Raw genomic sequence first — 13,933 nt, forward strand, 5'->3', positions numbered from 1 at the left:
GGTGGACGGGATCACCCCCGCGTGCGCGGGGAGCGGAGAGTCACGGAACGCACAACATGAATCCGGACAGGATCACCCCCGCGTGCGCGGGGAGCGGATCATCGTCTTGATCGCCACGAAAACGACGTGGGGATCACCCCCGCGTGCGCGGGGAGCGGGAGCAAACCGAGCGATCGACGTCGGCGCCCTCGGGATCACCCCCGCGTGCGCGGGGAGCGGGCAGGCCGTCCGCGCCCTGACCGATGCGCTCGCGGATCACCCCCGCGTGCGCGGGAAGCGGGGTCCACGGGCCGTTCGCGGCGGTGTGTGCGAGGATCACCCCCGCGTGCGCGGGGAGCGGGAAAACTCTTCTTGGCAAGCGATTTACCGCACGGGATCACCCCCGCGTGCGCGGGGAGCGGGTACGCGGCCGTGGAAGTCCGGGCCGGTGGTGGGGATCACCCCCGCGTGCGCGGGGAGCGGTTGCGCATCGATCCGCTCGGAGTGAACGGGCCGGGATCACCCCCGCGTGCGCGGGGAGCGGTGCTCACCCTGGAGAAGGTCATCCCCGTAGGCGAGGATCACCCCCGCGTGTGCGGGGAGCGGACGACCGCACCTACGAGGACACCATGGCTGAGCGGATCACCCCCGCGTGCGCGGGGAGCGGCTGCCGGACCAATGCGGTCTGCGCCTTGAGCTGGGATCACCCCCGCGTGCGCGGGGAGCGGGGCATCCCGTCAAAGTCGCAGATGGAGCGGGCGGGATCACCCCCGCGTGCGCGGGGAGCGGCCTAACAGCTTCCGAGCCGTGGTGCTGGACGAGGGATCACCCCCGCGTGCGCGGGGAGCGGATGGCCTCCCGCAGCGTGTCCTCCTGGTCCTGGGGATCACCCCCGCGTGCGCGGGGAGCGGAAGGGCATCAAAGACCCGAAGGACATCAAGTTCGGATCACCCCGCGTGCGCGGGGAGCGGATTCCACCTCATCGAACCGGGCCGGGTCGGCACGGATCACCCCCGCGTGCGCGGGGAGCGGAACCGCTGCCGTTCAAGCGTGCTGCGCTTGAGCGGATCACCCCCGCGTGCGCGGGGAGCGGTGCGACCAGAGCACCGGGATCGGGTTGCCGGACGGATCATCCCCGCGTGCGCGGGGAGCGGTTCTGTCCTATCAAGACAGTCGACCGACGATCCGGATCACCCCCGCGTGCGCGGGGAGCGGCTCAAGCAGATGGTCCGCGACGTCGCGTGGCCGGGATCACCCCCGCGTGCGCGGGGAGCGGTCGCGCGCCATCCGCGACGACTGTCGCGCGTGGGGATCACCCCCGCGTGCGCGGGGAGCGGGTGCTTCGGCTCATTGATGTCGTACCTCGGCGGGGGATCACCCCCGCGTGCGCGGGGAGCGGGTCGTCCGAACGGCCTGGCCTGCCGAACGACTGGGATCACCCCCGCGTGCGCGGGGAGCGGACGTCGTTCCGGCTCGTCGCGCACATGGCGATCGGATCACCCCCGCGTGCGCGGGGAGCGGTCACGCACCACCACGTACCAGCTCAACGTCCTGGGATCACCCCCGCGTGCGCGGGGAGCGGCTGGTCGAGGCGGCGCATCACCGGTCACTGCCCGGATCACCCCCGCGTGCGCGGGGAGCGGGTGCGCTCCCGCCAGTCCGCCTGATGATCCGCCGGATCACCCCCGCGTGCGCGGGGAGCGGCCCGGCCGAGCGGGAGGTGGCCCGGTGAAGCTGGGATCACCCCCGCGTGCGCGGGGAGCGGCGGTTCTCGAAGGCCGGACCGAACCTGGAGAACGGATCACCCCCGCGTGCGCGGGGAGCGGCCGGCGAGCGTGCCGGATCAGCGGGTGCAGCCGGGATCACCCCCGCGTGCGCGGGGAGCGGGTCGCCCGCCAGGGGTGGCGGGTCTGGGTCGCGGGATCACCCCCGCGTGCGCGGGGAGCGGGTCAAGGTCGGTCTCGACGTCGACGAGGGCAGGGGATCACCCCCGCGTGCGCGGGGAGCGGGCTGTAAACCGAATCGTAGGCATGCTGGGCAAGGGATCACCCCCGCGTGCGCGGGGAGCGGCAACGGTTTCCGCGATTGTCCATATCGGAAACCGGATCACCCCCGCGTGCGCGGGGAGCGGGTACGGCGTCCGGCGGGTGCTCACTGCGTCTCCGGATCACCCCCGCGTGCGCGGGGAGCGGATATCCGACACCGACGTCACGGTCGCCGTCAGCGGATCACCCCCGCGTGCGCGGGGAGCGGTGGTCGCGCTGTTCCTTGCTCATGCCTTGCTCCGGATCACCCCCGCGTGCGCGGGGAGCGGGCCGACACCGTAGCCGGTCGGACTTAGGTCAACGGATCACCCCCGCGTGCGCGGGGAGCGGAGTCCCTGCATCTCGTGCCCGCCGCCGGCTGGCGGATCACCCCCGCGTGCGCGGGGAGCGGGGAAGGTCAAGAACAAGGGCCGGCGGGAAGTCGGGATCACCCCCGCGTGCGCGGGGAGCGGCGGTGGTGGTCATGGTGTCCCTCCCGGGGTCAGGGATCACCCCCGCGTGCGCGGGGAGCGGCGCGGCAGCCGAGCGTCCGACGCGAGGCGCTTTGGATCACCCCCGCGTGCGCGGGGAGCGGAGTTGGTCGAGCGCGCTCATCGCCGGGGACCGGGGATCACCCCCGCGTGCGCGGGGAGCGGGTCGCCCGGTCAACCCGCACGCGCCGACCGGCAGGATCACCCCCGCGTGCGCGGGGAGCGGGCTTCCTGACCTGCGGCTCTGGAGATCAACTTTCGGTTTTTTGTTCACTTTGATTCGGAGCCGCTGGGACGGCGGAGTCCGGTGACCTCCGGCCGAACCGACGGCGTTTCGACGCCTTGCTCCAGCCTCTCGGCAGGGCGGGGTTGAACATCTTCCGTTCGGTGGGGCGGCGGATCAGTGTGACACCGTCGAGGTCCACCGGCTTCCAGTGGTGGTCGTGCACGCTGAAGGAGAGCCGCTGCTCGCCGGGTGCCTGGTAGACGAGCAGGGCCCGGCCCGGCCCGGCCATCTCGATCACCTTGCCCCAGAGCCGCTGCCGGATCCGGCTGTTGACGTGTCCTACGTACACGCCTGCGGAGATCTCCAACAACCACTGCGTCAGATGCCCTCGAAGCCCCTCGGGGCAGGCGGTGAGGATGATGACGGTCATCAGAAGTCCAGCTCGCTGCCGTAGTTGCGCCCGCCGACGAGTTCCGGCCCGTCTGCGTCCCAGAGCCGGATGGTGTCGTCGCCAGTGTCCTCGTCGACCCACTCGTCGTCGATCGGCCCTGAGCAGGCGGGCCGCAGCAACAGGTTCCGGATGTCCCGGACGCAGCGGTCCAGCAGCGCGCCGCCGTTCACCCTGTCCCGGACGGCGCGACGGGTGTCCGCGCCGATGTCGGTCGACTCGCTGGCAGCGATGTCGAAGGCGACCGGGATGGTGATCTCGGCCTTGTAGAGGTCCGCGATGTCGTACACGAAGGATCGTTCGTGCCCGGTGTGGACGAACCCGAGTGCCGGTGAGGCGCCGATGGCGACGATGACGGCGTGCACGATGCCGTACAGGCAGGCGTGCGCTGCGGACAGGGCTTGGTTTACCGGGTCTCCGCTGGTGAAGTCGTCCGGGTTGTAGTCCCGGTTGGTCCAGACGATGCCGGTCCGCCGGGCGTGTTCCCGGTAGCAGCGTCGTACCCGTGCTCCTTCCTTGCCGCGTAGCTGCTGCATCGTGAGGTTGTGGGTGTCCTCGTCGGGGAACCGCATCCGGTACATCGCACGAGCCACGTCGAGTCGCCGGTCACGGTGCGACACGGCGGCGGCCTGGGCGACGATCAGCCGACTCGACCGGGCCAGTGACCGCCCGTGCGCGTAGTAGCGGACGCCCTGTTCACCGACCCACACCGCCGTGGCACCGTTGTCGGCGAGCAGCATCATCGCCTGCTGGGTGACGCTGGTGCCGGGGCCGAGCATGAGGACGCCGAGGGTGGCCGCCGGAATGTGGAGCACACCCTTGTCGTCCGTCGCGGTGATCGCGTTGCTGTCCCGGTGGATGACGCAGCGTTCAAGGTAGACGAAGCTGAGCCGGTCCTGTGCACGGTTGAGTTCCGCCAGCTCGGCCGGGGGAACACCGGGGATCTTCACGGCTCGGCCTGCGCGGGGGCGAGGGTCAGCAGACCGCAGCCGTACGCCTTGGCGTGTCCGATGCCGCTGGTCATGGCCCGACGCAGGGCGTCCGCGTCGGTGACCTGGAGGATGCCGTCGTACGTCGCGGTGGTGAGGGTGACGGTGCCCATCCCGCGTCTGAACGTCTGCGTCTGGCGGCGGTGCAGCCGCAGGTTGGGGCGACCGTCCTGCTGGCTGGCGATGGCGAAGCCGTTCCGCTCGGCGCGGCTGGTGAGCCATTCCACCTGCTCGTGTTCCCGCAGGTGGCCGAAGCGCTGCGTGTCCTTGGCGTCGGCGGTCTTGCGTCCGCTGTGGGTGGGGTTGGCGGTCAGCCGGAACGCCCATCGCTCTCCGGAGCGTAGCGAGCCGAGCAACCCGTCGTAGTCCCGGGTCACCCAGGGCTCGGCGGTGCTGGTCGGCCAGCCGACCTGTTCGACGAGGTGGGTGAGATCGGGTCGGCCGGGGCTGACGACGTAGAGGTAGACGGTCGTGGTGCCGACGGTGTCGAGGCGCCACAGCGTACGGGTGTCGCCGCGTGCATGGTCCTCCGCGACGGGAAAGGCCGCGCGGACCGCCGCGTGCATGGCCTGCGGCGAGGAGAGCAGCTTCCGTGCGTTCCGACGGGCCGGGTTGATCTGGAACCGGGTGAGGTACATGCTCAGCCTCCCAGCAGACTCAGCGGGTCGTGCTCGGCGACGGCGGCCCGCTCCGCGAGGTCGTTGGTGACGTCGACGTGCCGCCGCAGCACGGACCGCCAGGTGTGCTGCCGATGCGCCGGGTCGAAGCTGATCGGCTCGTCGGGCAGGGTTTCGGTGACCGGCTCCCCCGGCCGGGCGTCCCGGATGATCTCCAGCCGGACGGTGCGGGCCGCTTTGCGGCGGTGCCACTCGGCGGCCAGCCACGGCCACCCGGTCAGTACGTCGTCCAAGGTCCCGTCGTGCACGCCCAGGCTGACCGGCCCGACAGGTGGGCACGACCGCCGCCCGAGGTAGAGGGGAAACTGTGGCCGGCGCAACGCCTCCGCCAGCCCGTGCAGTAGCTCCGGTGTACCACTGACGCCGGCGAGGAAGGCCGCGTCGGACAGGTAGAAGCGGTAGGTCAGGGGTGCGCTGTGGCGACCGTCGAGGCTGCGGGCGGTCTGGAAGTCCCGCAGGATCTGCCCGGGCTGGTCCAGCCGTACCCCGAACTCCAGCCCGAGCAGGTCGGTGAGCGGCTCGGTGCGGCGCATGCCCCGGGCGGCGGCGAGCAGGCCGATGATGCCGCTCTTGGTGGGTGCGATCTCGGTTCCCCGGCGGGCGAAGCGGCTGGACGAACCCCACGACTGGAGTGGACCGGCCAGCCTGAGCACCAGCACACTCATGCTGGCTGTCCGAGTGCCGTGGTGACCTGCTCCCCCGCCGCGGTGACCAGTTCGCTGAGGCTGACCGCCTTGCCGAGGTCGGCCAGCACTGCGGTCTTCTGCCCGACGTGGGTGACCCAGCTGGCGACCGGCCGATCCCCGTAGGCGTTCTCCACCGCCACAGCGTGCTCTGCCAGGGCGGTCGCGGCCTGTTCGATCCGTCCGGCGGCGTCCGTCTCGCGGATGGGCGTCTCGAAGGCTCCGACCAGGTTGATCGGCTGGGTGTCGCGCACCCGCACCAGCACGGCGTCGGGCAGCGTCCGGTGCGCGAAGGTGTTCTGCTTGCCGGTCGGCATGCTGCGTGCGAACGCGGTCAGGAAGGCTTCGACGGCGGCTCGGGTCGCGCCCGCGTCGCCGAGCGTCCGGTGCAGCGCGTTGACGTCGACGGTGGCGTACCGGTACAGCGTGGACGAGTTGAACTCGACCGTACCGATCATGCCGGCCCCGGTTTCGGCGGCGTCGGCCTTGCGGTCGTCGACGGCGGTGAAGTAGTCGAACTCGTTGTCGACGGCGTGAACGCTGATGGCGTGGGACACCTGGCATGCGGCGTCGACGTTGATATCCGACATGTCAGCCACCATCCGCCCGAACATCGCGATGTCGACGGAGTGGTCCGAGCTGACCAGTTCCTTGAACCGGGCCTTGTTGAGGGCGGTGCCACTGCGGAAAGCGTCCAGGGCGGCGGCGGCCAGGTTGTCCACCTGTCGGTGGCTGAGGAACAGCAGGTAGTCGGACTCGACGTCCTTCGCGTCCCCCTTCTTCTTGCTGGGCTTGGCGAGACCGCCGGCCACGAACACGTCGGCGGCCAGGGCGGATGCGGCCTCGTCGGTGAGGCTCGGGTCGAGGTCCCTGATCCGCACCGCGAGCGACTCGCCCACCCGCTTGGTCCGCTCACCGAGCTGGGAGCGGTCGAGCAGGTCGGCGAACGCCAGCCGGATCGCCCGCTTCCACGCCTGGCTGGAGACGCGCGCCCGGCGTACGCCGCCGTAGACGGCGGTCTTCGGCGAGCCGGTGTCGTCGCGGTTGAGGTTGCTCGGCGGCACGGTGTGGAGCGCGTAGACGTCGATGATGGCGCGGCTCATGATCAGTTCTCCTCGGGCGAGTCGGTGTCGGGGGTGTCGACGTCGGTGCGGGGTCGGCTACGGAAGAACTCGCGACCCCAGATGGCCTGGATCCTGGGACGGTCGGCAGGTCGACGGAGCGTTTTCAGGTCGTCGGCGAGCAGGCCGTAGTCGAGGGGGATCTGGTGCTCGCGCAGCATCGTGATCAGGCTGCGCAGGTGGTAGGTGCTCTCGTGGTAGGTGCTGCCGGTGCCGAGCGCGGCGAAGCGGCGGCGTACGCCCTCCGGGCTGCGGGAGGTGTTCACGAGTTGGGCCAGGGCCTGACCGAGTCCGCGCCCGTCGACGTGCATCCGCTCCCGACGGGACTGTTGGTGCAGCGCGTACAGGGTCACCGCGTCGTGCACGGCGTACTCGGCGTCGGTGGGCTCGTCGTCGGCGGGCGACCGCCACCCCAGCAGCTCGTCCGGCACCTGGAGGTAGTGCTCCAGGGTGTAGTCGAAGCCCGGCGTTCGGCCGATGCCCCGGCGCAGCCGGGCCAGCGCGCTGACCGCCTCGGGCACCGGGGCGGTGCGCAACACCCTCGCCTGGAGGGCGCCGACCGTGCGGGCGACGTGATCACCGAGTGCTGCGCGCCGCCGCCCCCACTGCTTTCGTGCCGAGCCGTCCGGCTGGGCGGTCTCCACCACGGTCATGCTGCTTCCTCCTGCCTCTGGTGCGAACGGTCCGTTGCCATCGGCAGCGCCTTGGCCAGGCCGTCGCGGAACCACGCCTCGGCCTGCCAGCTTGAGTAGTGCACGTCCCGGCCGTTCTGGTCGGTGATCGTGCGACCGGTCCAGGCGTTCGGGCCGGCATTCCTGACCAGTTCGAAACCGAGCCGCTCGACGGCCCGGCGGAGCCGGCGCTGCCAGGCCACCCGCTCGGCCGTCGGGTCGCTGTCCGGTCCGAGCCGGGCCAGCCAGTCGCGGAACGCGCGGTCCAGCAGGCCGTACGCGTGCTCGGCCGCCCGGTCGGCCACGCCGCTGTCGGTGTCCCGGCTGCCGGCGGCGCGGGCCAGGTTGGTGGCGAGCCGGCGGAGCACCGTCACCGCGGCCTCCGCGTCGGCGGCGGCGTCGACCGCCGTGGTACGCAACGCGGAGTCCTCGACCAGCAGCAGCACGTTCAGGGTGAGCGCGTCGGTGAACACCTCGTCGACGACCGCCTGCTGGGTGCCGTAGGTGACGCTCGTGCCCGGGTCCGGGCCCGGAAGTCCGACCCGACGACACCGGTGACGGTCAGCCGGGCCAGCCACTGCACCACCATCGGCGGCAGCCGCTGCGGTGGCTCGGCGTTGGGCGGTGGCGGCGCGGGCAGCAGGGTTTGCAGGCCGCGCCAGAGCGCCCGGCTGTGGTCGTGTGGCCGGGGCAGGTAGATCGGGGTCCGCTTCTGTTCGCGCTCGCGTGGCCCGCTGCGTCCCCAGACGCTCATCGGTTCCCGCAGGTGCCGGTCCTGCCAGTCCAACCGGTCACCGTTGGAGATCATCGCGCCGGTGACGCGGCCCGCCTCGACGAAGAGCCGGATCCGACGCGACTGCCAGGTGTAGAGGCTGAGCACGCCGTACGGGCCCCGGGTGGAGGTGGCCTCCTCAGCGGCGGTCTGCGGATCGCGCTCCCACACCGGCAGATCGCGCTCGTCGGCCACCTGCCATTCGGGCGCGACGGGCACCAGGTTGAGCAGCAGGGTCTCCCGCAGGGTCTGGCCTTCGAGGTGGACGCCGCCCAGCGATCCGAGCGAGCCGGGGCCCATCGGGTAGCCCTTGCCGTTCCTGGCCTGCGGGTCACCGACCGCACCGGTCTTGATGCCGGAGGGGTCGTACGCCTGACAGTGCACCAGCCAGCGGGCCGCCTCGGCCAGCGTGATCGAGTCCATTCCCGGCCCGGCACGGGTGGTCAGGAAGGGCATGCCGTTCGGCACGTCGGCGATGAGGCGTTCCAGGCCGTACGTGTTGTCCTTCGCCGCGCGCAGGTCGGCGACCTGGTAGAACGGGTGCTCCGGGTGGAGCAGGTCGAACCGGTCCCGGAACTCCCCGAGGTAGTCGGCGACCTCCCCGGTCGGTAGTTCCCGGTCCCGCCACAGCGCCCGCCAGGCCGCCTCACCAGGTGGGCCGCCGGTGGTGCGGTGCAGGATCGCCAGGGCGAGCCGGAGGATCGCGAAGGACTGCGTGGGCAGCTCGCAGGCGATCATCCGCAGCTCGGCGGCCTGCGCGAAGAGGCCGGTCAGCGACACGTCGCGCCGCTGGCCCGCCGCGTCCAGCACCGGAATCCACTCCTCGTCCACCAGCGAGAACCCAGATCCGTGATCGAGGTTTGTCAACTCAGCTCCCACATCAGTCTGCTCGGACAACATCGAGGCCCGTATGGAGGTCGTAGTGCAGATCGAAGGGGCCCACGCGGGCCCGGCCGTCACCGTCGATTTCCAGGACGAGTTCACCGGCGAGCCAGGGACTGTCCTGCCAGGCACTGAGGTCGTGCCGACTCTCCAGCTCGGCGAGCACGTCGTCGATGACGTCGGCGGAGGTCATCGCGCGGGGCAGGGGCAGGGTGCACCGGGCGACGGAACGGGCCAGTCGCCAACGCGGGGTCGAGCCGAGGGGCACCACCTCTCCACCCCCAGCGACCCATGGGGGGACGACCAGGCCGGCTGGGGTGCGTACCAGCAGCAGCACCTCGAGTGACTCGCCGTCGGTGTCGCGGACGTGACCTCGTGCCGTGCGGTCGTCCGCGTCGCCGACGCCACCGGATAGCCAGCCGATCAGGGGCACCCCGGGCTCCCCGACGGCGGCCAGGCGGAACCCGTCGGCCTTGAGTTCCTTGGCCTCGAACGCGTCCCGCTGTTTCGCCTCCGCCTCGGCCATCACGGGCTGCCAGGACGACGGGCCCACGGGCGCGTCGCCGTAGGCGGCCTGGGTGATCGGCGCGATGTCCGACGGAACCCGCAGCGGCGTCCCGTCCAGGTACGGCAGCAGCACCGCCGCACTGCGCAGCAGGGTGGCCGGCTGGTAGACACGGCGGGAGCCGCTGACCGGCTGCGGCGGTTCGGTCGTCCAGTCCGCACCGGTGATCCAGCACGTCGGTGTCTCCAGCCGGGCGGGACGGTCGTCGCGCGGGTGCCGGTGAAGCCGGCCGATGCGTTGCAGCACGAGGTCGACCGGGGCGAGGTCGGTGACGAGCAGGTCGAAGTCGATGTCGAGGGACTGCTCGGCGATCTGGCTGGCCACCACGACATACCGGTCCGGGCGGTTGCCGGTGCCGGGTGGGCCGAACGTGTCGCGCAGCCAACGGTCCTTGGCCGCGCGGTCGAGGGCCATGAACCGGGAGTGCGCCACCGACACGGGGGTGTCCGGTCCGAGGGCCGTACGCAACGCGGCGGCGGTCTCCTGGACGCGGGCCACGGTGTTGCGGACCACGAGCGCGCACCCCCCGCCGGCCAGCCGGCCGCGGAAAAGCTCGACCAGGGCCGGCAGGTCGTCGGCCAGGGGTCGCACCGTGACCTCGTTGCCCCGGCCGGAGTCGGCGCAGGTGGTGGCGGTGGCGCCCCGGTCGGCGGTGGAGACCGTGACCAGGGGGTAGCGCAGGTCGGTGCGGAGTGGCGCGTACGGGTCGACACGCGGCTTACCCCGGTCGCGCCAGGTGGGCTTGGGCAGCGGTCCGAGCCGGCCCGCGTCGTACGCCCGCATCAGCGCGGCCCGCCGGTGTGCCGGCAGGGTCGCCGACAGGACGACAACCGGGACGCCGTACGCGCCGAGCCACTCCAACGCCCGGTCGAGGAACCGCCCCATGTAGACGTCGTAGGCGTGGGCCTCGTCGATGACGACGATCTTGCCGGCCAGGCCGAGGTGACGCAGCACGAGGTGCTTGCCGCGCAACGCCGCGAAGAGCAGCTGGTCGATGGTCCCCACGACGAAACTGGACAGCAGGCTCCGCTTGGGTCCGGCCAGCCAGACGTGCACGCCGACGTCGGCACCACCGGCGTCCACGGCGATTCCGCTCGGCAAGGACGTCGTCCGCAGCCGGTCGTAGTCGGGGTCGAGCGCCGCCTTGCCGTGAGCCAGCCGCACGTCCCGGTCACCCCGGCCGACCTGGGCGTCGGGCAACCGGCGCAACCAGGCCAGCATCCGGCCGAACATGGCGTCGCTGGTAGCCCGGGTGGGCAGTGCCAGGTAGCAGCCGGACGCGCCGGTGCGGCGGGCCAGGATCTCCACCGCGGCAAGGGCCGCCTCGGTCTTCCCCTCGCCCATCGCCGCCTCGACGATCATCATGCCGGGCACGGGCATGGTTTCGGCCAGCTCGGTGACGGTGCGCTGCACCGGGCGGGGCACCGCGCCGACGGGAAGCGCGAACCGCGCCCCGAACAGCTCGTCCACGCTCGGTGGCGGCGCGGCGGGCTGCCACGGGACGGGCAGGTCCAGCAGTTCCCAGCCGGACCGCAGTCTCTCCCCGTCCGTGCCGCCGAGGACGTACGGGAAGAACTCCTCGTTGCTGGCGATCCAGTCGGCGACGATGACGAGACCGGTGAGCGCGGCCTGGACGGGCTGGGACAGCGGCACGTCGCGCCACTCGCCGAGTCGCTGCGCCGCGCCCGACCGCTCGGTCATCCAGGTCAGCAACTCCTGCTGCACCTGCTGCCAGGCCGGGTCACCGAGCAGGTACGGGCGCACCTGCGCGTTGCGGAGCCCCTCGTCGGTCGGCGGGACGCCGTGGTGGCCGCCGACGATGACGGCGTACGGGTGGGGGTCGGTCCAGTCCTGCTGGTGCAGCCAGTCCGCCAACACGAGCTGTCCGGCCGTGGCGTGCGGGGCGTACCGGCGGTCGGCGCGGACCAGGTCCCGATGGAATCCGAGCCCGTGGTCGCGCATCCGGTCCGCCAGCGCGTACGCCTGGCAGGCGAAGGCCGGGGTGGCCTTACCGACGTCGTGCACACCGGCGATCCAGACCGCGAGGGTACGGCCGTCCCGCTCACCACCGGGCAGCTCGTCGGCGATGCGCCGGCGGACCGCCCGGCCCAGCCAGTGGTCCCACAGGTGCCCGGCCACGTCGGCGGTGTCGGCCAGGTGCCGCCACAGCGGCAGCCACCCGACCGGCGAGGTGCCCCGGCGGTCGGTCTTGCCCCAGACGGAGCGGGCCGCGTCGCCCAGTTCCGGACCGCCTCCGGCGGTGGCGGCGCTCATCGGCCCGCCGGCAGCAGCGGGCTGGGCGTGCCGGCGTGGGACAGGTACAGCACGTCGCGGGCCCGGGTCAGGGCGACGAACAGCAGGCAGCGTTCCCGTTGCAGATCCTGCCGGTGGGCGTGCGGGTCCTCGGCGGCCGAGGTGAGGGCGTTCGGCGCCGGCAGGATGCCGGCGTCCAGCCCGACCACCGCGAGACATTGGAACTCCAGCCCCTTCATCTGGTGCATGGTGGCCACGCGCACCCCGTCGACGCCGCGTTTGTCGTCGGCGACGGGGATGTGCGCCTCACCCAGGATCCGGCTGATGGTCCTGACCAGCTGTCCGGTCCGGGCGGCGACACCGATGGCGTGCTCCTCCACCCCCTGGTCCAGCCAGGTCCCGACCCGTTCGACGAGCGCCTCGTGCTCGTCGTCGCGGCTGGGGTGGGCGACGAGGTCGGGAGCCCCGCCCCGGGTGATCGAGCGGTAGCCGCGCAACGTGTCCTCCTGGCCATCCAGGCCGGTGGCGGCGTCGCCGCTGAGGACCCTGACCGACAGGTTCAGGATCTCGTGGGTGGTCCGGTAGTTGACGGTGAGCCGCCGGGTCCGGCCCCGGACCTCGATTCCGAGTTGGGTCAGTGAGACGTGGCTGTCGTAGATGCGCTGGTGCGGGTCGGCGAGGAGGAACATGTCGTTCGGTCCGGGTGGGACGAGCGCGCGCAGCAGCCGCCACTGCGCCGGGTGCAGGTCCTGTCCCTCGTCGACGACGACGTGCCGGTATCGGGCCGACGACCGGCGGAGGATCGCGGCCGCGTCGTCGGCGAGCTGGGTGTGGGTACGCAGACGTCGCTTCGCCAACTCCCGCGCCACGCTGTCGACAGCGGTCCACACCTGGGCGCGTTGGGTCGCGCGCAGAGCAGCGCCACGGCCCTTACGTGTGGTGCCGAGGTATTCGTCCAGGGTGGTCAGTTGCTGCGCCAGGACGACCTGCTCCCACTCGCGCCGGAGGAAGGCGGCGCTGACGCCGGTGACCTGGCCGGCGCGGTTCACGTAGGTGGGCCCGGCCTTCGCAGCGGTTTCCCACAGGTGGTCGAGGATCTCCCTCTCGGCGACCGAGACCTTCCCGCTGTGCCGGGTGACGATGTCGTGGGCGAGCTTGTCGACACTGATCACGTCGATCCGCGCGCGGACCGCCGGGTCGGCGGTGAGCCGGTACAACTGTCTGGTGAGGGCGTTGGCGAGCGCGCGGGTGAACGTGGTCAGCAGGACCTTCTCGCCGTCGGGCAGCCGCTCGGCGAGGAACACCGCCCGGTGCAGGCCGGTCACCGTCTTGCCGGTCCCGGCGCTGCCGGTCACCAGCGCGGGGCCGCTGTAGGTCTCGCGGTAGGCGACGTCGCGCTGGGTCGGGTGCAGGAAGGTTCGCCACACGTCGAACGGGTGGGCGAGGATGGCGGCGAGTTCCACCGGGCCGGAGACGAAGGCGATCCGCTCGGGCGTCCGGCGTGCCGCGGTCAGCAGGTCGTCGGTGTCGACACCCGACACGACCCGGTCGGCCAGCTCCGCCCAGACCTCCGCCACGGTCATCCCGGTGGCCAGATCGTTGAGCGTGCCGAGCTGGGTCTCCGGCAGGCGTCCGGCGAGGCTCTTCAACTGCTGGTCGGTGGTGATGACGCGGAGCAGGGGCACCAGGTCCTCGTCGATGCCGAGCCGGACGAAGTCGGCGGCCGAGACGTGGTCGAACAGTCCGCCGTGCGTGCTCACGGGTTCGGTGCGGGCGAACTCCTCGATGCCCGCCTGGTCACGCATCTCCAGCACGCCGAGGGTCTGGTTGACGGTGAACCGACGGCTCAGCGCGAAGTCGATGGCGTCGTCGTGCGGCAGGACGTTGAGCAGCGCGTACCTCTCGTCGCCGAGCGCGAGGACGACTCCCCGATAGAACCTGTCGATACGGATGGTGCGGACGTTCGGGTCCCGGGCCCCGGTCAGCTTCTCCAGGTGCAGGCCCGCGTGGGTGTGCTCGGCGAACTTGGCGATGGCGGCAATCACGGCGCGTTGCACGCGGGTTTGCAGCTTGGCGTAGGCAGGAAGGAAGTCCCGGCCGAGGGCCAACTCAGGCATGCCATCCCCTGTCGGTGGCGCTCGGCCGGCACCGG

The 13,933-nt window shown here is 71.9% G+C and carries 10 protein-coding genes and 2 CRISPR repeat arrays (1 of these 12 running past the window's edge); all 10 genes read right to left on the minus strand.

Annotated features, from left to right (window positions below; genetic code table 11):
* Nucleotides 1-891: direct repeats of the CRISPR family, unit length 28 nt; unit sequence GGATCACCCCCGCGTGCGCGGGGAGCGG (it extends 479 nt beyond the left edge of the window).
* Between the two features lie 92 nt (nt 892-983).
* Nucleotides 984-2,720: a CRISPR direct-repeat array (repeat unit 28 nt; unit sequence GGATCACCCCCGCGTGCGCGGGGAGCGG).
* 25 nt (nt 2,721-2,745) lie between these two features.
* From cas2e to GA0074694_RS01825, 10 genes are read right to left on the minus strand one after another with little or no spacing between them, the layout of a single operon-like run.
* Nucleotides 2,746-3,150 carry a type I-E CRISPR-associated endoribonuclease Cas2e gene (gene cas2e / locus GA0074694_RS01785; RefSeq protein ID WP_091451413.1) on the minus strand — a complete coding sequence of 135 codons (405 nt, stop codon included), beginning with the start codon at nt 3,148-3,150 and terminating at the stop codon, nt 2,746-2,748.
* Nucleotides 3,150-4,118 carry a type I-E CRISPR-associated endonuclease Cas1e gene (gene cas1e, locus GA0074694_RS01790; protein ID WP_091451416.1) on the minus strand — a complete coding sequence of 323 codons (969 nt, stop codon included), beginning with the start codon at nt 4,116-4,118 and terminating at the stop codon, nt 3,150-3,152. The genes cas2e and cas1e overlap by 1 nt, the downstream gene beginning before the upstream one ends.
* Nucleotides 4,115-4,795 carry a type I-E CRISPR-associated protein Cas6/Cse3/CasE gene (gene cas6e, locus GA0074694_RS01795; protein ID WP_091451420.1) on the minus strand — a complete coding sequence of 227 codons (681 nt, stop codon included), beginning with the start codon at nt 4,793-4,795 and terminating at the stop codon, nt 4,115-4,117. The genes cas1e and cas6e overlap by 4 nt, the downstream gene beginning before the upstream one ends.
* A 2-nt stretch (nt 4,796-4,797) precedes the next feature.
* A complete protein-coding gene (gene cas5e, locus GA0074694_RS01800) occupies nt 4,798-5,499 on the minus strand; it encodes a type I-E CRISPR-associated protein Cas5/CasD (RefSeq protein ID WP_091451423.1) in 702 nt (233 codons plus the stop codon).
* Nucleotides 5,496-6,620 carry a type I-E CRISPR-associated protein Cas7/Cse4/CasC gene (cas7e, locus tag GA0074694_RS01805; protein ID WP_091451425.1) on the minus strand — a complete coding sequence of 375 codons (1,125 nt, stop codon included), beginning with the start codon at nt 6,618-6,620 and terminating at the stop codon, nt 5,496-5,498. The genes cas5e and cas7e overlap by 4 nt, the downstream gene beginning before the upstream one ends.
* A gap of 2 nt (nt 6,621-6,622) precedes the next feature.
* The gene (gene casB / locus GA0074694_RS01810; RefSeq protein ID WP_091451429.1) at nt 6,623-7,291 is read right to left on the minus strand and encodes a type I-E CRISPR-associated protein Cse2/CasB; all 669 of its coding nucleotides are present in this window, start codon (nt 7,289-7,291) and stop codon (nt 6,623-6,625) included.
* The gene (locus GA0074694_RS33520; protein ID WP_281189570.1) at nt 7,288-7,782 is read right to left on the minus strand and encodes a type I-E CRISPR-associated protein Cse1/CasA; all 495 of its coding nucleotides are present in this window, start codon (nt 7,780-7,782) and stop codon (nt 7,288-7,290) included. Before GA0074694_RS33520 ends, casB begins: the two co-directional genes overlap by 4 nt.
* Nucleotides 7,758-8,948 (minus strand): type I-E CRISPR-associated protein Cse1/CasA, encoded by a 1,191-nt coding sequence (gene casA, locus GA0074694_RS01815; protein WP_281189571.1) that lies wholly within the window; start codon nt 8,946-8,948, stop codon nt 7,758-7,760. The genes GA0074694_RS33520 and casA overlap by 25 nt, the downstream gene beginning before the upstream one ends.
* A gap of 13 nt (nt 8,949-8,961) precedes the next feature.
* Nucleotides 8,962-11,802, minus strand: coding sequence for a CRISPR-associated endonuclease Cas3'' (locus GA0074694_RS01820; RefSeq protein ID WP_091451431.1), 2,841 nt, complete (start codon nt 11,800-11,802; stop codon nt 8,962-8,964).
* Nucleotides 11,799-13,898 carry a UvrD-helicase domain-containing protein gene (locus GA0074694_RS01825; protein ID WP_091451435.1) on the minus strand — a complete coding sequence of 700 codons (2,100 nt, stop codon included), beginning with the start codon at nt 13,896-13,898 and terminating at the stop codon, nt 11,799-11,801. Before GA0074694_RS01825 ends, GA0074694_RS01820 begins: the two co-directional genes overlap by 4 nt.
* Between the last annotated feature and the right edge of the window lie 35 nt (nt 13,899-13,933).

The organism is Micromonospora inyonensis (assembly GCF_900091415.1).
In the GTDB taxonomy this organism is placed as follows: domain Bacteria; phylum Actinomycetota; class Actinomycetes; order Mycobacteriales; family Micromonosporaceae; genus Micromonospora; species Micromonospora inyonensis.